The organism is Streptomyces triculaminicus (assembly GCF_017349075.1).
Lineage (GTDB): Bacteria > Actinomycetota > Actinomycetes > Streptomycetales > Streptomycetaceae > Streptomyces > Streptomyces triculaminicus.
Window position 1 is genome coordinate 1 of record NZ_JAFMOF010000006.1, and the last position, 22,247, is coordinate 22,247.

At 68.7% G+C, this 22,247-nt stretch carries 29 protein-coding genes and 4 pseudogenes; 19 read left to right on the plus strand and 14 right to left on the minus strand.

Going from position 1 to position 22,247, the window contains the following annotated elements:
• A pseudogene (locus J1792_RS31225) lies at positions 1-408 on the plus strand (hypothetical protein); the annotation flags it as partial.
• Here J1792_RS31225 and J1792_RS31230 read toward each other — a convergent pair.
• The 3 genes and pseudogenes from J1792_RS31230 to J1792_RS31240 all read right to left on the minus strand — a co-directional run.
• The gene (locus J1792_RS31230) at positions 321-890 is read right to left on the minus strand and encodes a peptide deformylase (RefSeq protein ID WP_179199145.1); all 570 of its coding nucleotides are present in this window, start codon (positions 888-890) and stop codon (positions 321-323) included. The pseudogene J1792_RS31225 and the gene J1792_RS31230 sit on opposite strands and share 88 nt — an antisense overlap.
• A 163-nt stretch (positions 891-1,053) precedes the next feature.
• Positions 1,054-1,443: a hypothetical protein gene (locus J1792_RS31235; protein WP_207248767.1), complete on the minus strand. Its 390-nt coding sequence runs from the start codon at positions 1,441-1,443 to the stop codon at positions 1,054-1,056.
• Between the two features lie 153 nt (positions 1,444-1,596).
• Positions 1,597-2,222, minus strand: a pseudogene (locus J1792_RS31240) (type III effector protein); the annotation flags it as partial.
• Between the two features lie 128 nt (positions 2,223-2,350).
• Here J1792_RS31240 and J1792_RS31245 point away from each other — a divergent pair.
• From J1792_RS31245 to J1792_RS34735, 5 genes are all read left to right on the plus strand, one after another.
• The gene (locus J1792_RS31245) at positions 2,351-2,782 is read left to right on the plus strand and encodes an Hsp20/alpha crystallin family protein (protein WP_207248712.1); all 432 of its coding nucleotides are present in this window, start codon (positions 2,351-2,353) and stop codon (positions 2,780-2,782) included.
• Positions 2,783-2,884: 102 nt separating this feature from the next.
• The gene (locus J1792_RS31250; protein ID WP_207248713.1) at positions 2,885-3,280 is read left to right on the plus strand and encodes a DUF2267 domain-containing protein; all 396 of its coding nucleotides are present in this window, start codon (positions 2,885-2,887) and stop codon (positions 3,278-3,280) included.
• A 57-nt stretch (positions 3,281-3,337) separates the two neighbouring features.
• Positions 3,338-3,781 carry a DUF2267 domain-containing protein gene (locus J1792_RS31255; RefSeq protein WP_086569682.1) on the plus strand — a complete coding sequence of 148 codons (444 nt, stop codon included), beginning with the start codon at positions 3,338-3,340 and terminating at the stop codon, positions 3,779-3,781.
• A gap of 153 nt (positions 3,782-3,934) precedes the next feature.
• Positions 3,935-4,117, plus strand: a complete 183-nt coding sequence (locus tag J1792_RS31260; RefSeq protein ID WP_086569680.1) for a hypothetical protein — start codon at positions 3,935-3,937, stop codon at positions 4,115-4,117.
• A gap of 544 nt (positions 4,118-4,661) precedes the next feature.
• Entirely contained in the window at positions 4,662-5,048 is a 387-nt protein-coding gene (locus J1792_RS34735) for a transposase family protein (RefSeq protein WP_307843144.1), read from the plus strand.
• Positions 5,049-5,234: 186 nt separating this feature from the next.
• Here J1792_RS34735 and J1792_RS31270 read toward each other — a convergent pair whose 3' ends face one another.
• The 4 genes and pseudogenes from J1792_RS31270 to J1792_RS31285 form a co-directional block, all read right to left on the minus strand.
• Positions 5,235-5,789, minus strand: coding sequence for a hypothetical protein (locus J1792_RS31270; protein ID WP_207248714.1), 555 nt, complete (start codon positions 5,787-5,789; stop codon positions 5,235-5,237).
• Between the two features lie 357 nt (positions 5,790-6,146).
• Positions 6,147-6,741: pseudogene (locus J1792_RS31275) on the minus strand (recombinase family protein).
• Between the two features lie 48 nt (positions 6,742-6,789).
• Positions 6,790-7,653 (minus strand): hypothetical protein, encoded by an 864-nt coding sequence (locus J1792_RS31280; RefSeq protein WP_086569676.1) that lies wholly within the window; start codon positions 7,651-7,653, stop codon positions 6,790-6,792.
• 205 nt (positions 7,654-7,858) lie between these two features.
• Positions 7,859-8,209, minus strand: a complete 351-nt coding sequence (locus tag J1792_RS31285; protein WP_086569674.1) for a hypothetical protein — start codon at positions 8,207-8,209, stop codon at positions 7,859-7,861.
• Positions 8,210-8,601: 392 nt separating this feature from the next.
• Here J1792_RS31285 and J1792_RS31290 point away from each other — a divergent pair.
• Positions 8,602-9,476, plus strand: a protein-coding gene (locus J1792_RS31290; RefSeq protein ID WP_242705209.1) for an IS5 family transposase whose coding sequence is annotated in 2 segments (ribosomal slippage) — positions 8,602-8,992 and positions 8,992-9,476 — 876 coding nt in all. Because the reading frame shifts where the segments join, the coding sequence is not laid out codon by codon here.
• 51 nt (positions 9,477-9,527) lie between these two features.
• Here J1792_RS31290 and J1792_RS31295 read toward each other — a convergent pair.
• On the minus strand, positions 9,528-10,226 hold the full coding sequence (locus tag J1792_RS31295; protein WP_086569696.1) for an alpha/beta fold hydrolase: 699 nt from the start codon (positions 10,224-10,226) through the stop codon (positions 9,528-9,530).
• A gap of 105 nt (positions 10,227-10,331) precedes the next feature.
• Between J1792_RS31295 and J1792_RS31300 the strand changes: the two genes are divergently transcribed.
• Both J1792_RS31300 and J1792_RS31305 read left to right on the plus strand, forming a co-directional pair.
• Positions 10,332-11,102 (plus strand): transposase, encoded by a 771-nt coding sequence (locus J1792_RS31300; protein ID WP_086569672.1) that lies wholly within the window; start codon positions 10,332-10,334, stop codon positions 11,100-11,102.
• Between the two features lie 67 nt (positions 11,103-11,169).
• Entirely contained in the window at positions 11,170-12,147 is a 978-nt protein-coding gene (locus tag J1792_RS31305) for a transposase family protein (protein ID WP_372446169.1), read from the plus strand.
• A 109-nt stretch (positions 12,148-12,256) separates the two neighbouring features.
• Here J1792_RS31305 and J1792_RS31310 read toward each other — a convergent pair whose 3' ends face one another.
• From J1792_RS31310 to J1792_RS31320, 3 genes are all read right to left on the minus strand, one after another.
• The gene (locus tag J1792_RS31310; protein WP_086569670.1) at positions 12,257-12,481 is read right to left on the minus strand and encodes a helix-turn-helix domain-containing protein; all 225 of its coding nucleotides are present in this window, start codon (positions 12,479-12,481) and stop codon (positions 12,257-12,259) included.
• Positions 12,481-12,783, minus strand: a complete 303-nt coding sequence (locus J1792_RS36015; protein WP_086569669.1) for a DUF2975 domain-containing protein — start codon at positions 12,781-12,783, stop codon at positions 12,481-12,483. Before J1792_RS36015 ends, J1792_RS31310 begins: the two co-directional genes overlap by 1 nt.
• A gap of 774 nt (positions 12,784-13,557) precedes the next feature.
• Positions 13,558-14,055, minus strand: coding sequence for a cupin domain-containing protein (locus J1792_RS31320; RefSeq protein ID WP_086569667.1), 498 nt, complete (start codon positions 14,053-14,055; stop codon positions 13,558-13,560).
• A 137-nt stretch (positions 14,056-14,192) separates the two neighbouring features.
• On the opposite strand from J1792_RS31320, the gene J1792_RS31325 reads away from it, so the two are divergent.
• Positions 14,193-14,375, plus strand: a complete 183-nt coding sequence (locus J1792_RS31325; RefSeq protein WP_207248715.1) for a hypothetical protein — start codon at positions 14,193-14,195, stop codon at positions 14,373-14,375.
• Between the two features lie 21 nt (positions 14,376-14,396).
• On the opposite strand, the gene J1792_RS31330 is transcribed toward J1792_RS31325, so the two are convergent.
• Positions 14,397-15,230 carry an NAD(P)H-binding protein gene (locus tag J1792_RS31330; RefSeq protein ID WP_086569665.1) on the minus strand — a complete coding sequence of 278 codons (834 nt, stop codon included), beginning with the start codon at positions 15,228-15,230 and terminating at the stop codon, positions 14,397-14,399.
• A 276-nt stretch (positions 15,231-15,506) separates the two neighbouring features.
• Between J1792_RS31330 and J1792_RS31335 the strand changes: the two genes are divergently transcribed.
• From J1792_RS31335 to J1792_RS31355, 6 genes are all read left to right on the plus strand, one after another.
• Positions 15,507-15,983 carry a hypothetical protein gene (locus J1792_RS31335; RefSeq protein WP_207248716.1) on the plus strand — a complete coding sequence of 159 codons (477 nt, stop codon included), beginning with the start codon at positions 15,507-15,509 and terminating at the stop codon, positions 15,981-15,983.
• 169 nt (positions 15,984-16,152) lie between these two features.
• On the plus strand, positions 16,153-16,668 hold the full coding sequence (locus tag J1792_RS31340) for a GNAT family N-acetyltransferase (protein WP_207248717.1): 516 nt from the start codon (positions 16,153-16,155) through the stop codon (positions 16,666-16,668).
• Between the two features lie 114 nt (positions 16,669-16,782).
• Positions 16,783-17,241: a hypothetical protein gene (locus J1792_RS31345; protein WP_207248718.1), complete on the plus strand. Its 459-nt coding sequence runs from the start codon at positions 16,783-16,785 to the stop codon at positions 17,239-17,241.
• Between the two features lie 72 nt (positions 17,242-17,313).
• On the plus strand, positions 17,314-17,550 hold the full coding sequence (locus J1792_RS35540; protein ID WP_242705531.1) for a hypothetical protein: 237 nt from the start codon (positions 17,314-17,316) through the stop codon (positions 17,548-17,550).
• Positions 17,466-17,765: a transposase family protein gene (locus tag J1792_RS35545; protein ID WP_372446208.1), complete on the plus strand. Its 300-nt coding sequence runs from the start codon at positions 17,466-17,468 to the stop codon at positions 17,763-17,765. The genes J1792_RS35540 and J1792_RS35545 overlap by 85 nt, the downstream gene beginning before the upstream one ends.
• An 809-nt stretch (positions 17,766-18,574) precedes the next feature.
• Positions 18,575-19,300, plus strand: a complete 726-nt coding sequence (locus tag J1792_RS31355; protein WP_207248719.1) for an SDR family NAD(P)-dependent oxidoreductase — start codon at positions 18,575-18,577, stop codon at positions 19,298-19,300.
• Between the two features lie 59 nt (positions 19,301-19,359).
• On the opposite strand, the gene J1792_RS31360 is transcribed toward J1792_RS31355, so the two are convergent.
• Together J1792_RS31360 and J1792_RS31365 are read right to left on the minus strand one after the other, a co-directional pair.
• On the minus strand, positions 19,360-19,758 hold the full coding sequence (locus tag J1792_RS31360) for a hypothetical protein (RefSeq protein WP_086569691.1): 399 nt from the start codon (positions 19,756-19,758) through the stop codon (positions 19,360-19,362).
• A gap of 199 nt (positions 19,759-19,957) precedes the next feature.
• A protein-coding gene (locus J1792_RS31365; protein ID WP_242645916.1) for an IS5 family transposase occupies positions 19,958-20,838 on the minus strand; the annotation gives its coding sequence in 2 pieces (ribosomal slippage) (positions 19,958-20,461 and positions 20,464-20,838; 879 coding nt in all).
• Positions 20,839-20,892: 54 nt separating this feature from the next.
• Here J1792_RS31365 and J1792_RS31370 point away from each other — a divergent pair.
• The 3 genes and pseudogenes from J1792_RS31370 to J1792_RS34750 form a co-directional block, all read left to right on the plus strand.
• Positions 20,893-21,501 carry a dienelactone hydrolase family protein gene (locus tag J1792_RS31370; protein ID WP_207248720.1) on the plus strand — a complete coding sequence of 203 codons (609 nt, stop codon included), beginning with the start codon at positions 20,893-20,895 and terminating at the stop codon, positions 21,499-21,501.
• A gap of 133 nt (positions 21,502-21,634) precedes the next feature.
• Positions 21,635-21,766, plus strand: a complete 132-nt coding sequence (locus tag J1792_RS35210) for a hypothetical protein (RefSeq protein WP_278186463.1) — start codon at positions 21,635-21,637, stop codon at positions 21,764-21,766.
• Between the two features lie 260 nt (positions 21,767-22,026).
• Positions 22,027-22,207, plus strand: a pseudogene (locus J1792_RS34750) (FAD-dependent oxidoreductase); the annotation flags it as partial.
• Positions 22,208-22,247: the final 40 nt, after the last annotated feature.

The window sequence follows — 22,247 nt, forward strand, 5'->3', positions numbered from 1 at the left end:
ACGTACACCGGCCGGATCACCTCGCTCGACGTCGTCGGACGCGCCGACGACGGCACGAGCCTCCTGACGGCGGGGAACATCGGAAGGATCACGGGCCTGACCGAAGTCCGGGTGGGCGACCTGCTGGGAGAGCCCGACGGGCGGGGCGGCGGTCCGCGCCGCCCGCGCTTCCCCGCCCCCACACTGCGGACCGTCGTCCGGCCACGCGACGCGGCGCCCGGGGCGACGGCACGCCTGCGCGCGGCCCTGCACCTGAGCTGCGCGGAGATCGGTGCCCTGGCGGGAGCCGCCAGGACAGGAGGCCAGGACCGTGACCACGTCTACTGCTCGTACGCCCACGCCCGGCCGGTCTGCCGGTACTCCTCGACCGGGATCGGCTCGACACCGGGCCGCATGCGGGCGGTGTAGAGCAGGCCGTCGAGGTGGTCGATCTCGTGGGCGATGAGCCGGGCGAGGCCGCGCTCGTACACCGTGGTGACCTCGGTGCCGTCCAGGGCAGTGGCCGTCACTGTGATCATCAGGGGGCGGGGGACCATGCCGCGGACATCGAAGAAGGACAGGCAGCCCTCGTACTGCTCGTCCATCTCCTCCGAGCGGGAGGTGATGCGTGGGTTGAGCAGGACGATCGCCGCGGCGGTGGGGTCGGCCGGCTGGACGACGGCCGCCGCGCGGCCGATCCCTAGCTGCGGGGCTGCAATCCCCATGCCCTTGGCGAAGGCATGGACGCGCGCGAGCCGCTCCATCGAGGCGAACAGCGCCTCGACGGTCTGCTCGGCGGTGTCCTTCTCATCCGGCAGGTCGAAGGGGCGGGCGGCCTCGGCGAGGACGGGGGCGCCGCACTGCACGACACCGAGGTCACGCATCTGCTCACTGGGCCGCACCGTCGTCACCTGAACTCCTCGTGAGTCGCATCGCGTTCGCTCTTCGCGCGGAAGCGCCATTCGACACGGTACCGAGCGTGGAGGGCCGGTGTGGAGGTCGTCCAGAAGAACAACCTTGTCCCGTTCTCGTCCCACCGGACCGGGGCCGTCCGCAGCGGGGACGCCTCGGCGGTCATCGACGTCTCCGTCCCCCAAACGACCGGGTCGAGCACGGCGGGTAGACAAGCTGGGCCTCCAGGTGCTCGGTGGGCAACCGTACGGCCCTCTGGAACCACCGGCCCCACTTCTCGTCCCCCACCGAGTACGCGTACTCGATCCACACCGACTCTCCGGGATAGAGCGGGAAGCGGCCCTGGCCGTTCTCGAACAGCAGCCACACCTCCTTGAAGGCGTCACGGTCGTGCTTGGCCTCCCACCGCATCGCCTCACCCCGGCACGTCGCGCTCAGCGCCAGCTCGTTCCAGGTCAGCGGGTGCTGCCGGTAGTGCGCGTTGGACCGCTCCGGCTCGCCCGGATAGCGGTCGACGGAAATGCGGATCAGGTAGCGGGTCACCGGCTCCATGCCGGTGTTCCGCAAGCGCCGGCGCATCGTCAGCCGGTACAGACGCCCGTCGTGGTCGAGGCGGGCGGCATCGTGCTCGACGACGAGCGCCGACCCGGTCGCGTACGGCTGCTCGGCCGCCGCGCGCGGGGCTGACGGTGCCGTTTGCGGGTCAGGGGGTGTGAGGGTGTCGAGCCGGGCGGCGAGGTCGGGGTGGGCGGCGGACAGGTGGGGGCGGGCGGCGGACAGGGGGCGATGAGGGCGGCGGGGTCGTCGTGGGCGAGGGCCGCGTGGAGCTCGCTGAGCGGGCGGCGGGCGGCGGGTGGGAGGTCGGTGAGTGCGGTGATCTGGCCGGCGAGGCGGCGTAGGTCGGCGGCGTTGTGGCGGGCCCAGGTGGCGGTGGTGCGGTCGGCGGCCCGGGCCTGACGGGTGGCCTGGACGCGCTGTTCGCCGGTGGTCCCGGCGAGGCCGGGGCGGCCGCGCAGGTAGCGGCGCTCGGCGGCCTGTCGGCTGGCGACACCGAGGGGGTGGGCGAGGTCGGCCCAGCTGGCGCCTGCGTCGCGGGCCGTTTCGATCAGGCCGGTCTCCCACCCGGCGAGCTGCTCGCGGACCTGCCGCAGCAGCGACAAGGAGGCCAGGGCCTGCTCCGGTGCCGGCCCGGCGCCGGGGGTGTCGGGGGCCTCGTGCCGGGCGGTGCGCAGTGCGTGGTCTATGGCGTTAAGGGCCGCGGCGGCGGCGAGGAACGACGCCGGGCTGCGGACGTCGGTGCTGGGCGAGGACGGCTGGTCGGCCGGGGTCACGGGCACCTCCCTCGGGTTGTCATCATGTGGACGACATCATGTTTGTCATCCATTGGATGACATGTTACAACGGTTTCAGTAAGGCGCATTGGCAGCAACTGCCCGAACCTGCTGGAGGTGTTCTCACGATGTTGATGCGCACTGACCCCTTCCGTGAGCTGGACCGGCTGGCGCAGCAGCTGATGGGCCCGGGTACCTGGTCGAGGCCGTCGGCGATGCCGATGGACGCCTACCGCGAGGGTGACCAGTACGTGGTGGCCTTCGACCTTCCCGGTGTCACCGCAGACGCGATCGACATCGACGTCGAGCGGAACATGCTGACGGTCAAGGCCGAGCGCCGGCCGGTGGCGAAGGCCGACGACGTGCAGATGGAGCTGTCCGAGCGGCCGCTGGGCGTCTTCTCCCGTCAGATCGTGCTCGCCGACACCCTCGACACCGAGCACATCAAGGCCGACTACGACGCGGGCGTGCTCACGCTGCGCATCCCGATCGCCGAGCGTGCCAAGCCCCGCAAGATCTCCATCGGCGTCGGGACCGGCCACAAGGAGATCTCCGGCTGACACCGGCCGGACAGGTGCGGAGGACGGGCACCTGATCTCCCCCCTGACCCGCCCTCCGCACCCCGTGGGCAGTCCGAAGGACAAGAAGGGGTGGCGGCCGAGATGACTTTGCGACGCGAAGCGTTCCTCGAGCATGTGAAGGAACGCGGCGAGTACGGAACTGTGGAGGAAGCCGAGCGCGCGGCCCGTGTGGTGCTCGCCCTGCTCGGCGCGCACCTGGTCGGCGAGGTCCGTGCCCAGCTCGCAGCATGCCTGCCGGAGGGCTTCGCCCTGATCCTGCTCAATCCGTTGCAGAGCGCCGAGCCGCTGCCCCCGGAGCGGTTCGTGCGGGCGACCGCGGCCTGGATCGAGGGCGCCACCGAGCAGACCGCGACCTGGGACGTCAGCGCCGTGCTGTCCACCGTCGCCGACACGGCCGGCGACGACCTGCTGGGGCAGATCCTGCTTCAGCTCCCCGCCGGATACGACCTCCTCTTCGGCCGCCCCCAGCCCACCTGACCCCTACCTCGGTGCCGCATACCGGCACCCCTGGCTCCACGAAAGGCATGCACCGCAGTGATCACCGACGTGCGCGTACCGCTCGAGCGCCAGCAGCCGTACGGGACGGCGTATGAGCAGATGCTGGAGAAGGTCCGCTACGAAGGCGCCTACCCCACCCGCGAGAGAGCCGACGAAGCCATCCGCCTGGTCCTGTCGGGACTGGGACGCCAGCTGACCGGCGACGAACGCGTCGACCTGGCCGCCTGCCTGCCCCTGGAGGCCGCACGCGTCCTGACCGCACAGATCCCCGACACCCAGCCGCTGACCGGCTGGGCCTTCGTCAAGGACCTCGCCGCCCGCACCGGCGCCTCCCTGGCCACCACCCGCTGGGACACCGGATCCGTCTTCTCCGCCGTCGCCGCCCACGCCGGCCCCGACCTCCTCACCCGCATCCTCCACCAGCTCCCCACCGGCTACGCCCTGCTGTTCGGCCGCGCCGAACTCACCCCCGCCGCGTAAACAGGCACCCGGCGCCCGGGCCCGCAACAGGGCCCGCCCCGATCCCTCCGGCCGGGCTCGTCTGGCGAAGTCCCCGATCCGCGCGATCGGGTCACTGTCCCGGCCGCGCCAGCCAATCCTCGGCGCTCCCCGGACGATCCGGGCAGACCACTGGTGCGCGAACTCGGGGAACAATCGTCGTCGGCGAACCTGGAGATCATCAAGGCGTGCCGGAAGCAGGGCGGCCTGCTGGGCGTCTCCACCATGTTCGAGCCGGTCTCCGCAGCCGGCCCCACCGACGTCCTGCAGTACGGCACCGCCGGTCACATCTCCCTGGGCTGGGTCCCGCTGGTGTGAGTAACGACCTCGTGCGTGGTTAGCGTGGCCAGCGTGGTGGCTGGTCGTTGATCAGAGCATGGTGGGGGTTGGTGCTCGTGAGGCGATCGTCGCGGACCGGCGGATCACGGGGCTCTCGCATGAGGTGATCGCCGCTCTGGTTACGGAAGTTGGCCCGGTCTGGCAGGCCCGTCACGAGGCGAGACTGTCCGACCGGCCGCACCGGCGGGCCATCGGTGCCGGAGCCCGGTACAAGCTGGTCTTCGTCGACCGTCTGCTGGCCACCCTCGCGCACGTGCGGCACGGTGTCACCCACGACGTGCTGGCCTGCTAGTTCGGCGTCGAGGCGCTCCACCATCAACCGGGCCATCGGCGAGGTACGGCCGCTGCTCGCCGAGCGGGGCTGCACCGTCGAGGGCGGCGTCCGTCTGCGTACTCTGGCCGACGTGATCGCCCACATCAGGGCCGCCGGCCAGACAGCGATCATCGACGCCACCGAAATCCGGGTCCGCCGTCCGGCCGCCTGCTGTTCTGCGGCGAGACCAGACCCGGAGGCTGCGCGGACATCACCCAGGCCCGCCAGGCCGGCATCGTCGACCTCCTCGCCGACACCATCCACCTGCGGATTCTCGCCGATGCCGGCTACCAGGGGCTGGTCGGCCAGACCTGCGGACAAGTCGTCACCCCGCCCCGCAAACGACGCGGCAAGCACCTCGAACACGTGCAATGGCTGATGGCCCATCACGAAGCCGCCCGCTTCGCCCACTCCTCCGCCCGCATCCCCGTCGAGCACGGCATCGCCCACCTCAAGAACTGGCGCTCACTCGCCCGCCACCACGGACGCCACGAACACCTCCCCCAAACCCTCCAAGCCGTCGCCGCACTCCTCACCACACAGCAAACCGCCGACCGGACACCGACCCCAGACCTCCGACCCGGACGACCACGATGAGCAAGACGCCGCTTCACAGCTCCACGACGTCCCCACCCCAACCACGCACGAGGTCGTAAGAACCCCTAACGAAATGAGCTACGGGACGGTCGGATTACTGCGGGAGTGACGATCCTGGGTGCGGCATGGCATGGCCAAGGTCATGGGACGTCGATGAGGAAATGGCCCTGCTCTCGTCCGTCCACTTCAACGAGGCATGTGCTCACTGACAGCCTGGTTCAGGCGCGACCATGCTCCGACGCCCAGGGCTGTTCCGATGCCCAGGAACGCTCCGACCCCGGCCGGCGCCACCCACTGCGTGATAGCAGGCGCGGCGTTACTGCCGTTCTGGGTGAGGGCGAGTACAGCGGTCAGTAGGCCGTAGGGGATCAGCAGCGTTCCCGCCAAGGCCGGCGTGAACAACAGCCATCGGGGCAGTCTCCGTCCCCGGGGCCGGACGAGGGCGAATGCCAGCATCACTCCCGTCAGGGCCAGCACAGCCGTGAAGTCGATGCCGTGTCGTTCCAGCCACACCAGTGCGTCGGGGGCACCGTTCTTCTCGAACTCGTCCACCAGGTCGAACCCGTCCGCAAGCCCTGCTCTGCCGCCGAACGCCCAGTATGTCTTCAGAGCGATATAGGGCGCGGCAGTCGCAGTGCACAGGGCCACGACCTTCCCAGCTGCTGGCGTTACCACGCGCATCATTTCCACTCCTGCCTCGGAATCCTCACCCGGCCGACGGCTGTCGTCGGTTGGGTCCACGGTGCTCTCTTGCGGGCGTCCAGGCATCACGCCTGGGTAGCGACTCCACGGTGGGCCCTCCGCCGAGCGGGGGAAGCGGAATCATCTGTTGGTATGCGTCGCGTTCACGCGTCGCCAGCAGATCAGTGCGCAGCCCAGGGTGAGGGAGGCTTCGTGGATGTCGTCGCGGATCTCCCAGCGGACGGCCTCAGCCACAGCGCGAGGGGAGTGCCTCCGGCGGGCCCTCTCTCCGAGGGGGCGGGGGACCGTCGTCGGCCGTCGGCCCGGTGATGTGCTGGGTGATGGTGGGGTCGCGGTGACTCCCTCGACGACCGGGCCACAGAGGGTGCCACGAACCCCGGGGGCCTCCAAGGACGCCTACGGCGCCGCACGCGGTCGCGCAAGCGCGATCCTTTCCGGCCCCCGAGAACCATGGCAGCGCTGCGCGCGCCCGACCGACGAGGGAGCGCGGGTGAGCAGGTCGCGTGTGTGGCGGATCTGTTCTTCGGTCATGGCCGGCGGGCGGCCGAGGCGGGCGCCGCGGGCGCGGGCGGCGTCGAGGCCTTCGTTGGTGCCCTGGACGATAAGTTCGCGGATGAATTCGGCGAGGGCGGCGAAGACGTGGAAGACCAGGCGACCGCCCGGCATGGTGGTGCCGAGCGCCTCGTGGAGCGAGGTGAAGCCGGTGCCACGTTTCCTGAGCCCGGACACGACCGCGATGGGGTCCTGGATGGAGCGGCCGAGCCGGTCGAGGGAGGGGACGACGAGGGTGTCGCCCGGTGCGGAGGTAGTCGAGGGCCTTCCGTAGTTCCCCGCGTTCGGCGTTCTTGCCGGAGTTCTTGTCGGCGAAGATGCGTTCGCATCCGGCATCGGTGAGGGCACGGATCTGCCGGTCGAGTAGCTGCCCCTTCGCTTCGTGGGGTCCGGTACCGGTATGAGTCCGTGATCGGGTGATCTGAGTTCCCTCGGCCAGGGCTTCTCACCGTCACTTGCTGTCACCGGCGAGGCTGAAGGCGGGCCCCTATGACTCGGCAGGGGCGAGATGCCACACGCCGTGGGCCAGGTCGAGCATCGCCCTATAGTCGGCCCGCTCCGGCAGCTGCTGACCAAGGTGCCACCGCTGCGACTGGGCCGACAACTCGACCGTCACCGTGGTCTCGGACGCGGTCCCGACGACTCCGATCCAGTGGGGGCTCTCAGCAATCAGCTGCTCCGACAGCGCACCGTCCGGTTCCGGGACTCTCACTGATGAGGCTCCACCGTCACCGGTCAGAGCGGATCCGGCCAGCAGGGCCAGCAACCGGCCGAGGACTGACGAGGGAATGGCCGGATCCGTTGATTCCACCGCCAGGTAGCAGTCGTCGTGCCCGGAGAACCAGAAACGCGAGCCATCTAGGCGAGGGAGGACTGGCTCGTCCACAGCGGCCGTGCCGATGACCAGAGCGAGCTCATCGAGCTGCTCAGGCGTCGCGCCCGTCGGCACGTCGACCAGCGACAGCTCGTAGGGCGACCAGTTGCTGCTCAGGAACCGGGACAGGCTGTCCCGATGCATCACCAGGAACTCCTCGCCGAGGTCGATGGAGTCAGAGGCCCATGTCCCGACCGGGTGGACAGTGCAGTCGACCCCTTGCTCCGCCGCGATCAGGGACGGCCGCCACTGCTGGTATTCCTCATCCAGGAAGCTGTTCGTCGCCAGGTTCACGACGACGACCGTGTCGCTCGCCGTGCGGGTGAGCACATCGATCAGCTCTCCGGCCTGGGCGGCCGCCGCGCTGATCATCCACGAACCGTCGGCCTCGCGGACACTGAAACTCAACGGGAACGGCAGACGCTCCAGCCCGACAGAGTTGACGTTGAATGCCCCATGGCGCTCCACCTTGATCACTGCCGCATCCCCCGTATGAACTCGCCCGCACTGTGACCTGTGCAGACCATCATCCCCAAAAGCCGCCTCCGGCCCCACGGGTAGATGGCAACACCAGCCGACGGCGGCATCTGTGGTCACAAGCAGCTGTAAACGAGCCATCCCATGGACGAGGGCGTGGGCACCGGTAGCGACGCGTCCAAGGCGCCGCTCCCCCTGTTTCCGGTTATGCGCGGGTGAGCGGCACCTCGGTGATGGTCAGTCCGTCAGTGTCGAGTACGTACTCGTCCTCGCCTCGGCCGGTGTTGTGGGCGAACAGCGAGGCGGGTGGGGCAACGGTGCGGTACAACCGGCCCGTGGTCGGCCGTCGGGCACCGGTGCCTGTGGCGTACCCCTCGGCGACGATCCGGAGGATAGACCACGACCAGTCGGCCCGGCGCTCGGGCACGCTTCCCCGCCAGAGCTCAACCGGGCGCTCCGGGCGCTGGGCGGGTCGGCCGTTGGCGGTGAAGCCGGCCGATGCAAAGAGCCAGCGCCACGCCGGGCGGTCGAGGGCGGCGTCTGGATACTCGGCCATGCTCCACACACACCTGGCCTACGTGTGCGGCTAGGGTGCGGGCGTCGATGGTCTCGCCGGACCAGGCGTCGAACAGCAGGGCCGGCCCGTCAAGCCGCCCGGCCCGGAGGAGCAGCTCAGCGAAGCGCTCGACGCCGAGCAGTTCGCAGCGCTCGGCAGCCTCGGCGATGGCGGCGAACGCCTCCGCCCCGAGGTCGCGCAGCCTTCCCCGGCAGATCGGGGCCACGTCGGGCTGATCGGCTGGCGGTCCGGTCGCCTTCGTCATGAGCGGTCCGTTCGGTCTCGTCGATTCGTAGGCGGCGAGGGTTCCGCAATGGGGCTCCGGGGCCAGTATGGCGCCGGAGCTAGGGCGTGTATCGGAAGTGGATCTTGAGGTGGGATGATCTTGTTCTGTGGCACGTGGAGATCTGACGGATACGCAGTGGGCCCGCCTGGAGCCGCTGTTACCCAGGGGCAGCAAGCCGGGGCGGCCTCCGATATGGGCCAGACGGCAGCTGATCGACGGCATACGGTTCCGTACCCGCACCGGCGTCCCGTGGCGGGACGTGGCGGAGCGGTACGGGCCCTGGGCCCGGGTGTACGACCTCTTCCGCCGCTGGCAGCGGGACGGCACCTGGCAGCGGATCTTCGCCGAACTGCAGGCCGAGGCTGACGCCAAGGAGCTCATCACCTGGGATCTCAACATCGACTCCACTGTGTGCCGGGCCCACCAGCACGCCGCCGGGGCGAGGAAAAGGGGGACCTGCAGGCCGAGCCGCCCGGCGGTATCACCGTCGAGCCGGACGACCACGGCCTCGGACGCTCGCGCGGCGGCCTGACCACCAAGCTGCACCTGGCGGTCGAGCAGGGCCAGAAGCCCATGTCCATCATGATCACCGCCGGACAGCGCGGCGACTCCCCGCAGTTCGAGCCCGTCCTGAAGAAGGTCCGCGTCGCCCGTCTGGGTTCCGGACGTCCGCGCACCCGGCCCGACCGGGTCCGCGCCGACAAGGCGTACGACTCCCGCAAGAACCGTGCCTACCTGCGCCGACGCGGCATCCGCTGCACCATCCCGGACAAGGCCGACCAGGCCCGTAACCGCAAGAAGCTCGGTCCCCGCGGCGGCCAGCCACCCAAGTTCGACGCGGAGGACTACAAGGCTCGGCACGCGGTCGAGTGCGGCATCAATCGCCTCAAAAGGCACCGTGCCGTGGCCACGAGATACGACAAGCTCGCGGTCCGCTACGAGGCGACCGTCCTCATCGCGGCCATCAACGAGTGGCTGTGACCAGCGCACGTGATGCACGCCGGCAGGGGGTCCGCAAGTATGGAACTGCGGTCACTCCCCAGCCACGGCGAGGAGGATCTGCGCCAGTTCGCTTGGCTGAGAGAACATCGGCCAGTGGCCGGTGTCCATCTCGAACAGCCGCCAGTGCTCGCTGGTCAGCAGCTTGGCCACGTCGTCGCTCGGCTCGGGGTCACCGAGCGTGCACTTGATGTACGTCGCCGGGAGATCGCCGAGCGGCCGTTCCAGCGCGGCGGGTTCGGTCAGCGTGGCGCCCGGGTGCGGCGTCGAGCCGCCCACGATCCGTGCGATCTGCTCATCGGTGAGACCGTGGCCCTTGTAGTGGGCCGCGGCCGCGACCGGCCAGAATCCTCGGTTCTCGGCGATCGATGCCCTCACCATCGCCCCACCGTCCGGCCAGGCGGAGACGAACGGTTCGCCATCGGCCGGAACGCTCGCGTCGACGAAGACCACGCGGGCCAGCCGGTCACCGATCCGCCCGGCGGCCTGACCGACTGGGATGCCCGAGTAGCTGTGACCTACCAGGACGACGTCGCGCAGACCCTGGCGCTCGACCTCGTCAACGATGTCCTGGACGTGGGTCTGCTGCCCGGCCGGCACGCCTTGCTTCTCGGCGAGACCGGACAGCGTCAGAGGGTGGACACCGTGGCCAGCCGCACCCAGATACGGCACCACCTCGGCCCACGCCCACGATCCAAGCCGCGCACCTGCAACCAGCACGAAGTTCGCCATGGCCGCACCGTAGCGGAGCGACACGACAACCACTCCGGAAATACTTTCGATACAGGCCCTAAACGGTGTCCCGTAAGGCCTGGCCAGGCATGTGATGATCTTGGTGTGGGTGCTGTGGTGGTGGCGTCGGAGCCGGGGTGGGTAGGGCTGTTCGCGGGTCTGGGTGAGCGGCAGTTCCGCAGGCTGGTGGGTCTCGTGCGTCGCCGTGGCGGCGGTGTCCCGACGGGTGGCCGGCCGTGGGGGCTGCCGCTGGAGGACCGGGTGCTGCTGGTGGCCGCGTATTGGCGGACGAACCTCACGATGCGGCAGCTGGGCCCGCTGTTCGGGGTCTCGAAGTCGACCGCCGACCGGGTCATCGACCACATCGCTCCGCTCCTTGCCCTGGCCCCGGTCCGTCGCCGGCACCCGGCGGATACGGTGCTGATCGTGGACGGAACCCTGGTCCCAACCCGCGACCGGAGCGTGGCAGCGTCCTCAAAGAACTACCGCTATTCGACAAACCTGCAGGTCATCATCGATGCGAACAGTCGTCTGGTGGTCGCGGTGGGCCGCCCGTTGCCCGGCAATCGGCATGACGCCCGGGCCTACGGGGAGTCCGGCGTGGACCAGGCGGTGAAGAACGCGCCACTCCTGGGTGACGGTGGCTACCGCGGTACGGCCGCGCTCATTCCGCACTGGCCCCGCCCGAACCGGCCTCTGACTCCTGAGCAGGAAGCGGAGAACACCGTCCATCGCCGGGCCCGGGCCCGCGTCGAACACGCCTTCTCGAGGATGAAGACCTACAAGATCCTCCGCGACTGCCGCCTGCGCGGCGACGGCGTCCACCAGGCCGCACTCGGCATCGCCCGGATACACAACCTCGCTCTGGCAGGCTGAGCCAGGCGGCACACCAACCGAGCCAGCCTGCCCTCAAAGCCCCTTACGGGACACCGTTTACGATCTCGTGCACGGTTGGCCGTGGCGCGTCGGCTTCTTGATCGTTGTGTTCAGCGTGGTGGGGATCAGGGCGGCGATCGTTCGGAACCAGCGGGTCACGGGCCTGTCGTCGACGGTGCTGGCTGAACTCGTTGCCGAGCTCGGGCCGTTGTGGCACGAGCGACACCAGGCCCGGCTTGTTTCCCGGGACCGGAAGCGGGCTGTGGGTGCCGGGGCCCGGCACAAGCTGGTCTTCGTCGACCGGCTACTGGCCACACTCGTGCATCTCCGGCACGGCGCCACGCACGACGTGCTGGCCTGTTGGTTCGGCGTGGACCGCTCCACCATCACCAGGGCGATCGGCGAAGTCCGGCCACTGCTGGCCGAGCGAGGCTGCACTATCGCTCCCGGGATGCGGCTGCGAACGCTGGCCGATGTCGTGAGCCACCTGGGCGAGAGCGGTCGCACGGCCATCTTGGACGCGACCGAGATCCGGGTCCGCCGCCCCGCCCAGGGAACGGACGGCCGGGACCGCTTCATCTCGGGCAAGAGCAAGCAGAACGCCGTGAAGACCATGGTCCTCACCGATGCCGCCGGCAGGCTCTTGTTCTGCGGCGAGACCCGGCCCGGCAGCTGCCCGGACATCACCCAGGCCCGCGAATCCGGGCTCATCGACCTCCTCGATACCGGACCCTGGGTTGAGATCCTGGCCGACGCCGGCTACCAGGGACTCGGCGCCCAGACCGGCGGCCAGGTCGTCACCCCGCCACACCGCAAGTTCCGAAAGAACCCGCCGCCTTGGTACGAGGAGATGCACGCACAGGCCAAGCACGCGCACTCTTCCCGACGGATCCGCGTCGAGCACGGCATCGCCCACCTCAAAAACTGGAAGGCCCTCGCCCGCCACCACGGCCGCCGTGAACAACTGCCCGAGACCGTCCAAGCCGTCGCCGCCCTGGTATCTCACCAGCAAAACGCAACCAGGCCCCTCACACACGCGGCCTGAAGACGGGTACGTCCGCGGTCGACGACGCGCCACGGCCAACCGTGCACGAGATCGTTAGTGCCGCATCAGAGAACCTTTGCCCCGCCGCTTCGTGACGCGCCGCTTGTCCTCATTGTGTACCGAATGTGAGGACGTCTGCGGGTTGGCAGTGGAGCTCGCGGCAGATCGCGCTCAAGGTGCTGAAGCGGATCGCCTTGGCGCGGTCGTTCTTCAGGATCGACAGGTTCGCAACCGTCACTCCGACGCGGTCGGCGAGCTCGGCCAGGGTCATGCCGCGGTCGGCCAGAAGCCGGTCAAGGTGGCAGTGGATCTCGTGCGGGTCCTCCGGCGGCATCAGACCAAGCCCTCTGCATCCTCGCGCAGACGCGCCCCCTGGCGGAACGCTGCGGCCGCAGCCGCGGTCAGCAAGGCCCCGAACACCGCCACGGTGTCGAGGGAGTAGGGGGTGCGGACGGCCTGCCCCACCGGCGTGCCGTCGACCAGGAGATGCGTCGTCAGAACGTCCAGAGCCGGGGGAAGCGTGCCGATCAGAAAGACCAGCCCGGCGATGACGAGCAGGCGGCGCGCGTTGGCCGGGACGAAGAAGTCCCCCGTGCGAAAGGTGCGGGCGAGGCGGAGGAGGACATCGAAGATCACGAGCAGCAGGACCGCGCCGACCAGGCCGGGCGGCCAGGACTCTTGTCCTGGCGGCGGCCCACGGCCGTCAGCACGGCCCACGCGAGCAGCGCGGCGACCGCGGTCGCCGCGCCGCCCAGGACAAAATCGCAGGCACCAGTTGCACCGGCACGGACACCAGCCCGAACCCAATCGCACCCGACCACAACGCACACCCACTCGGCATGCCGCCAGCCTGCGCCAGAACACCACACCCCGCAGCCCGGCACAGTCCTTCCAGGGGCTCGGGCGTCGCTTCTGGATACTCGCCCGCAGAGGTCTCCCGCGTGGAGGCGCCTTGATCAGCGGCTGGCGCGGTGTTCGTAGACCGTAAAGGGCAGATCCTTCACGGCCGCCTGGGCGTGCTCGACATCCAAGCTCCGGTCGATGGCCTCCAAAGCTCCGACAACCGGAACCCGCACCCACAGGGGCAGGCCGTCGTAGGCACAGACCCCAGTATGCGAGTGTGCGGCGGGCGTCGCGTTCTTCCTCGGTCACCCCGTCAGGAGCGAGAGGGAAGACGCCGCCTGGTAGGTCGCGATGCTCCAGGACCGTGTCGGCGATTCCCTCCGCTTCGGCGAGCATGGACGAACCAAGGGGGCGCGGCAGTCTCCAGGGCACTGTCGTTGAACCACACAGCGGCGGCCGCCTCCATGCGAACCCCGGGTGTACACGCACAGAACCCGGCCGCGGGTCACGCAGGGCCGACATGAGGGAGCCTGGCGCGCGGGTGGACCAAGGTGAGCAGCATCCGGGTTATCCGCGTGCGGCGTCCCAGACCGTGCTGGTCCCGAAGTAGGAGTCGTACAGTTCCTGAACTTCGAGGAGGCTCTCCGGCGGTACCTTGCCGTAGCGGATGCGCTCGAGATGGCGGAAGTACTCGAAGCGCTCCACCCCGGGCGTGATGATGACGAGCATGTCCGCAATCTCGCCGGGCGCGGCGGCAAAGGCATGCTGTGTGCCGGGCGGTACGACGACCACGTCTCCGCGCTCCGCGGTGACTACTTGATCGCCCGACAGCAGCTGGGCGGTGCCATCGAGGACATAAAACATCTCGGCGGACTTGCCGTGGTGATGCGGACGGGCGCCATTCGCGCCCTTGCCGAGGGTGACACGCATGGTGGAGAGTGCGCCACCCGTGGCGGGGCTGTCCACGAGCAGCTGGTTGGTCACCGGGCCGCCCACGCCTGTCAATTCGGCGTCAGCAGCGCGTACGACGACGGTTTCGTCGAAGTCGGGGATGAAGAGGGACATTGTTTGCTCCTGAAATGTTGATCATGTCGAAACGTACGTCATGTGCCAGGTTGAAGGCCCCAGAGGCTTCTGCCGGACAGTGATCGCCAGCCGAGCGGTCAGGACAGCACACCCCGGTTTCCCTAGCCGACAACGCCATGAGTCCGAGGCCCGAAACGATCAAGACGGAGATCGGTGAGCTGCTGGCCCGCAAGCTGAAGATGACTCTCTCGGCCGAGAAGACCCGCATCGCCCACATCGACGACGGCTTCGTCTTCCTGGGCTTCCACATTCAGCGAAGGCCCTGGCCCGGACGGCCGCCCCGTCGTCGGGCACGATGAACATGCTCGGAATCAGGCGGCTCAGCGGAAGGCGGCGGCATTCTCCGAGGCCCATTGCTGAAACGTCCTGGCCGGGGCACCGGTGATCTGGGAAGCAGTGTCGCGCACCGTGAGCAGCTCGTCGTTGACGTCGCCTCCTGTCACGTCGAGCACTGCGTCCGCGGCTTCGTCGCCCAGGAAGACGGCCATCTGACGATGGGCTTCCTGCCGGCTGATCTCGGCGAACGGCACTTCTCGCCCCAGTACTGCCGCGATGGTCCTGACCTGCTGCCGGGCCGTGATCCGCTCCGGACCGGTCAGCGCATATGTCTGCTGTTGGTGTCCGGACTCGGTCAGTGCCACCCGAGCCACCGATGCGATGTCTGCGGGATGGATCGTGGGGAGGCCAATGTTCGCATACGGTACACGGACCGTTTCGCGCTCGCGGATCGTTCCCGCCCACCACAGGGCATTCGAGGCGAACTGCGTCGGCCGCAGGATCGTCCACGCCATGCCGCTGTCCTTGAGCAGCTGCTCGACAGCCAGGTTCTCACCGGCGGGGCCCAAGTGCGGATGGGTCTGGACGGTAATGGACGACACCAGCACTACGTGCTCCACGTCTGCCTGCCGAGCCGCCTCGATGATCTCGGCGTCCGGACCCATGCGTGACACAAGAAACAGCGATCGCACATCCTCCAACGCGGGCTTCAGCGAGGCTGTCCGAGCGAAGTCACCCGCAACGGCTTCGACCCCTTCCGGGAACGCGGCCCGCGCAATGTCACGGGTGAGCCCCCTCAGCGGCCCGGCACCGAACGCCTGGAGCTCTCGCAGGAGGGCGCTTCCTATATTTCCCGTTGCTCCGGTTACAAGGATCATGAGGACTTCTCCTGTCATCAGGCGGTGATCAACATGCCATGACGTTAGGGCCTCAACCAAACTTCAGGTCAAGAAGGCTCAGCAGGCGCCATGAGCTGGGCACGTCAGCCAAGACGGCCTCGGCCCGGAAGAAAGAGCCACCTGGCGGCGGGCCAGAAACGACCCTGGGAGACTTCTCCCCCGCTCGGGGGCGGACGTTGTCCACAGGTGATCCATTCCAGGCTCTGCGGTGAGGCCGCCTCCACCAGCGAGGCAGCCCGTACGTGAGGAGCCGTCATGCCCGACACCACCATCACGCCGCTCGCTGCGATGACCCCGGACGCGGCGATCAGCGCGTTCAACTACCTCCGGGCCGTCCAGGCCGACGACACCGTGGCCGCTGCCGAGTTCGCCGGTGCCGAGCCGCGGATGCCCATGCTGCTCGTGGACGTCGCCGAACAGATCGTCGTCCCGAGCACCGCGCTGCCCGGCCCGGACGTGGCCGTGCCGTGTGACGACGCCTTCGCCCCGGAAGCGCTCGGGCGGGTGCTCATCACCACCCTGCGCAGCTGGGCGCAGGCCGGGCCGGACCCGGCGCAGGGCATCGCCCACGCGGTCATCGACTTCGCCGCGCAGATCCTCACCGAGGACCACGAGGACATCGCCGACATCCTCCGCCAGCTGGAGGCCGACGGCGTGGGCAAGGCCCTCGATGCGCACTCCGCACCGGCCGGCGTGCACCCGATGCGCCGCACTGAGCCTCCGTCAACTTGAAGTCGCAGGTCAAAGGGCTGGTGTGACCGGTTCTCGGGGTGCTCATGCTGGTCGTGGGCGGCAGTCCGCGGAGAAGATCGTTCGTCAGGAGCCGCTCTCGTTAGGGGAGGCACCCGACAACGGGGTAAAGTAGTTCGTCCTGAGGTACCTGTGCCATTACGGTGGCGCGATGGTGCGCGTGCGGGAGATGGATGCGGCCGACATCGAGGCCGTTTCGACGATCCGAGTCCGAGGATGGCAGGCGGCGTACGCCGGCATCGTTCCCCAGCCGTATTTGGATTCCATGACGGTGGAAGGTGATGCCGGTCAACGGCGGCAGCGGTTTTCTCAACCCGGACGAAAGTCACGAGACCTTGTGGCGCTCGGTGACCGTGGCCCGGTGGGGTGGATCTGCTTCGGGCCGTGTCGAAGTGCGATGCCCGGTCCGGGACGGGTCGGTGAGGTCTACGCCCTGTACATCTCGCCGGATCTGATCGGCCGGGGCATCGGCCGGATCCTCCTGGGCGAGGCTCATGCCCAGATGAAGGGCCAGGGCTTCGAGGCGTCAGCTTTGTGGGTTCTGTGTGACAACCAACGAGCCCAGCGCTTCTACGAACGGGCCGGCTATCAGGCTGACGGTGCGGCCCAGGACGACGTCTACGACGGGATCACGCTCACAGAGCTCCGCTACCAGCGCGTGCTTTGAGTCGAGCAACGCTGGGCGCATCTTTGTCAGTTCGACCGCCGCCATCTCTCACTCCAGGTCCAGCTTGTCGGTTCGCACTCACCGTTAACCGGGCGATCTTCTAGGATCCGGTGCATGCTGGATCCCGAGCTGCTGGAACGGATCACCGCGCGGCGCGCGGAGCTGGACGAACTCGAGGAACAGCTGGCCAAGCAGCTGGCAGAGGTGCGGGCCGAGCGGGACGAACTCGCCGTCGCCGAACGAGTCCTTGAACGGGTGAGCGAGCAGCTCGCCGACGAGCGCGCCTCGGCCGCGCCGACGGCGGCCGGGCAGGTGGGCGGACAGGCGGTGATACTGATCCCGCAACGCGCACCGGGCGTGGAGGAGGTCACGCTCCCGCCGGAGTACCAGCGCATCCTGGCCGCCGTGCGGCAGGCCGCCGGACCGGTCATGGCCCGGCAGGTCGGCGAAGTGCTGGGGGTCGACATCAGCGTGCGGGGCAAGCTGGAACCGCTGCGCGGGAAGCTGATCAGGCTGGCCGACCACGGCTGGCCGCGGAAACTGCCCGACGGCCGGTTCACCACCCGCCTGTGACCAGGCACGGCGACACCCGGAACGGTGCGTCGGGGGCGTGACCGGGGTGCCCCCGGCGGCCGTTGGAACTGTGTGACGAGTACCAACGAACGCGCCGGGGACACCTGCCCGCTTGTCTACCTGCACTTCCTCGCCCTGACCGACGAGAGAGGCCAGCTGATCGGGATATCCGCGCCCGTCCCGGCCGCACTCACGACAACACCGCCGCCCGCCACGACCACGTCCTGGCCCACCTGCGCGCCGCCGGTCTCGGGGCGCTGGCGGACCTCGGCTTCCGCGGCCTGGACGACGACGCACGCGACCCCGTGATCGTCACCGGGTTCGCAGCCAGCCGTGCTCACAAGCTCACACCCGGCCAGAAGACCGCCAACCATGTCCTCGCCGTCGGACGGGCACCGGTCGAGCACGGCTTCGCCCACCTCAAGAACTGGCGGACCCTCACCAAACTCCGCACCGACCCCGCCCGCGCCACCCTGCTCCTGCGCGCCCTGCTCGTCCTGACGAACCTCGAAGTCAACCGCTGACCGACGGTCTACCCCGCAGACTTCCGCCCACGACCAGCGTGAGCACCCCGAGAACCGGTCACACCAGCCCTTTGACCTGCGACTTCAAGTTGGCGAAGGCTCAGTGCGCCGCATCGCCGGTGCGCACCTCGATGCGGGTGGCGCGGTGCACCGGGTGCGCGCGAGAGCGCCGGGCATCGTCGAATGGTGCGCACGAGATCCCCGACCTCCGCGCCGGCCGCTTCCGCGCGGGCCTTCGCATCAAGCGCGTCCCGTGCGCGCCAGGCGTCTACGAGCTCACCTGGTCCGGGGGCGTGCGTGCGACCTAGTCATACGGGACGGAGCGGATGCGGGGCGCGCAGCATATCGTCTGGCGACGCATCGGTGGGCACAACATCTTCGCCAGCCCGTGACGCGCCCACGAACGGCGTGGGGACGTCCGAGTCACTCCGTCTTCGGAAGGCTGATCGTCACGGCCCTGTCGAGGCGAAGTACCCGCGCCGCGGACAAGTCCCCGAGAAGCTATCTCACAACTCTTTGTGCAGGTCACAGGCATGATCCATGAGGTGATCCTGTTTGCCGTTCGGTTCAGCGTCAATGGACGGGCATCCGATCGGCCGGGGAGGGCTCTTCGGACGGCTGCCGTGAGGGTGACCAGGGCTGCCTTCGGGTGGCGGTGCGGCCGGGCCAGGCAGCGGGACATCAGCATTCTGTTGGGAAGACCAGGCATAGGAGTGCGCGGTGGTGGTGCTGGGGTGAGAGTGGGTACAGGGGGCGCCGCACGAAGGGAAGGGACTGGCGGCATACAGATCAAGGACTCTGTCGTCCTCGTGACAGGCGCCAACCGCGGTATCGGCCGGGCTCTGCTGGCCGAGTGCCTGGCCAGGGACGCGGCCCGTGCTTACGCGGCAGCCCGGCGGTCGGAGGCGCTGGAGCCGGTGACCGCGGCGGACCCGGAGCGCGTGGTCCCGCTGGTGCTCGATGTCACCAGCCCACAGGCGATCAGTGCGGCCGTACAGGCCGCGCCGGATGTGACGGTCCTGGTCAACAACGCGGGGGTCGTCAACCTCGGCCACCTGATCGACATGGAGCTCGATGCCGTCGAGAACGTCATACGCACCAACGTCCTGGGCCCCCTGCGGATGGTCCGCGCTTTCGCCCCGGTGACCGAGCACAACGGCGGTGGCGCCATCGTCAATGTCATCAGCATAGGAGCTTTCGGCGGCACCCCGGGCGTGGGCGGCTATCCGGCTTCCAAGGCTGCACTCAACCTCATGACCCAGGCCTTCCGCGAGGACCTCGTGCCGCGTGGTATCACCGTGCACGGCGTGTTCCCGGGACCGGTGGAGACCGACATGCTCGCCCAGGCCCTCAGCTCGGCCCCGGACCTCGGCACCTACCCGCCGACGACACCGCAAGAGGTGGCTCGCGCCATTCTGGACGGACTGGAACGCGGAGATCCGGAGATCTTCCCCGACCCCATCTCCCGCGAAATCGGAGAGATATGGGCACGCGATCCCAAAGACGTCGAACGCCGGCTCACCCAGATGCGCTGACCCAGCAAAGCAACTGGGCCACCGCCCCAACCTGCGAAACGAGGATGTGACACAGCTTCTCAGCGACCCGAACGGTCCCGTCCGCGCGCAGACCGGCGGGCCGCACGCCGCACATCCCGCTCCGCCTGGCGCGCTTCCTCGACCGCCCGGTCAGCCAGGCACCCCGGGCACACCAGATCCAGCACCCGGCGCCGCAAAGCCCGGCGCAGCCGGGGCCCGGGCGGCAGGAGCCCGCCGCGGGCATAACGGCACACCGCACGCCCACTCGTCCCGAGGACCGCCGCGAGCACCGGGACGTTGTTGTCGTACCGGACCAGGAGGAACGCCATCTGCGCCTGGCGGCCGACAGGGAACCACGCGGCCGCCTCGGCCCGCCGCTCAGGAGTGAGATGCGCGTGGTGACGCTCGCAGTGCGGCGCCTTGTTCTTCCGGACTCTGTCCAGCGGGTTGTTGTTCATGGCCCCGGAGCCTGCCCGGGCCGGCCTGTGGATAGCGGCCATCACCCCAACCAGCACCGCCGGCGGCTACTGGGCACAGCCGCATCCCGGCGTGGGCCGCTTCCGACCCCGGCCACTGAGCTGCTCAGCCGGTCACACGTGGGGGCCCGTGACGGGTGATTCTTCCTCGCATACGCGGGCGCGGTTCTAGGGTCCGTCTTCAAATTGATCTTGCCCAGAGCAGGAGTGATGCGAGTGTGACTGCTGCTTCGTAGGAGGTGGCGGTCTTCTCGTAGCGGGTGGCGATGCCGCGGAAGCCTTTGAGTTGGTTGAAGCAGCGTTCGACGGTGTTGCGGCGGCGGTAGATCTCGCTGTTGAAGCTTGTCGGCCGGCCGCCTCGTCGGCCTCGGTTTCGGCGGTGCCGCTTCTGGTCGTTCTTCTCCGGGATCGTGTGTCCGATGCCGCGTTTACGCAGGTAGGCGCGGAAGCCGCGTGAACTGTAGGCCTTGTCTGCGATCACGTGATCTGGGCGGCAGCGGGGCCGGCCTGGTCCGGTACGGGGCACTCGGATGCGTTCGAGCAGGGGGCGTGCGCAGATGCCGTCGTGTCGTTGGCCCGGAGTGAGCAGGATGGCCAGGGGGCGGCCGCGGCCGTCGCAGGCGAGGTGGATTTTGCTGGTCAGGCCTCCCCGGGATCGGCCGAGGGCGTGATCGTCCGGTTCGTCCGTCCGGTGCCTCCCCCTTTTCGGCCGGTGGCGGCGGCGTGCTGGTGGGCGCGGACGATGGTGGAGTCGATCTGGACCAGCCAGTCGATGTCACCAGCGGCGTCGGCACGGGCCTGGATCCGTTGCAGGGCCCGGGTGAACACGCCGTCGATGGCATAGCGGCGGAAGCGAGTGTAGACCGTCTTCCACGGGCCGTAGCGTTCTGGCAGGTCACGCCAGGAGACCCCGGTCCGGATCTTGTAGACCATCCCGTTGATGACCCTGCGGTCCTCGGTCCGAGGCCGGCCTCTGCTGGCACTCGGTATCAGCGGAGCCAGTAACTCCCACTCGGAGTCGGTCAGTTCATGACGTCGAATCACGACACCATGATCCACCATCGAACGACCATTTGAAGACGGACCCTAGTTCGCGAGTTCGGTTACATTCCCTTCATGACAAGCCGATCGCTGGGTGACCGCAGTCACGACACTGCTGTGGTCGTTGCCCACGAGATCTACGGTGTCAACGACCACATCATCGGCGTTGCCAGGATGCTTCGCCCCTACCGGTGCGATGTCTTCACGCCCAGTTTTCTGCCGTCGGGCTTCGTGTATCCCCGGGAGGACGAGCGCCAGGCGTACCGGGAATTCATGCGGACCCCTGGCGTGATGAGTATGAGCCAAGCGCTCGTACAGTTCACCGGGGGCCTGCGTGAGCGATATCGCAGAGTGCTCTGCATCGGCTTCAGCGTCGGAGCCACCAGCGCATGGCTCGCTTCCGGGGCAGGCGCAGTGGACAAGACTGTGTGCTTCTACGGATCTCGGATCCGTGACCACCTGGATGTCCAGCCGGCCGCGCCGTGCCTCGTGGTCTTCGCCGCGCAGGAGCCCAGCTTCTCGGCACCGGCAGTTGCCGAGAAGCTGGCAGGCCGAAGAGATGTGGTGACAGAGATCTATCCGTGTCGCCATGGCTTCTGCGATCCCGGGAGTCCCCATTACTCCGCCGAGCACGCCCATCAGGCGTGGGAATCGGCTACCCGGTTCCTGGGGCTGTCCCGGTGACAATGAGAGTTCTCTAGCCGATGAAGCCCGGCCGGTACAACGTCGATCGGTCCGCAGCGACTCAAAGACCGGTTATGGGTCAGCCCTTACGAGCTCGTGCATGATTGTCGTGTCACAGGGCTACCGTCCGGGGGTGATCTCTGAACTCATCGAGGAGATCGGACTGCTGTGGCACGAGCGTCACCATGACCGGCTCGCATCCCGTGCCCGCCAGCGGGCCGTCGGAGCCGGTGCCAGGACAAGCTGGTCTTCGTCGACCGACTGACGCCATCGAGTTACCTGGGCACCAGCGGGCGGACAGGTACTCGCGGCGGCCGTGGTGACAGTTGAGAGACCTCCAGTTCTTCAGGTGAGCGATGCCGTGCTCGACGCGGATGCGCCGTGAGGAGTGCGCGTGCTTGTCCCTGGCGTGCATCTCCTCGTACCAGGCGGGCGGGTTCTTGCGGAACTTTCGGTGCGGTGGGGTGACGGCCTGGCCGCCGGTCTGGGACCCGAGGCCCTGGTAGCCGGCATCGGCCAGGATCTGCCGCGCTCGCCCGCTACGACGCCGAGCGCCGACCGCGGGAACCCAGGCCGTCGCGCGAGTCGCCCGGCAGGTTGGGCGGATGGGCCAGCAGCCGTTGCCCTGCGGAACACGGCGATGCGGCTGACACCCTCCCGCGCCACGACGCGCATGTTCCTTCGGCACCACGCCTGGGTCCCACCACAGCCGACTGATCCGATTCGCGCCCCGCCCACTCGCCACC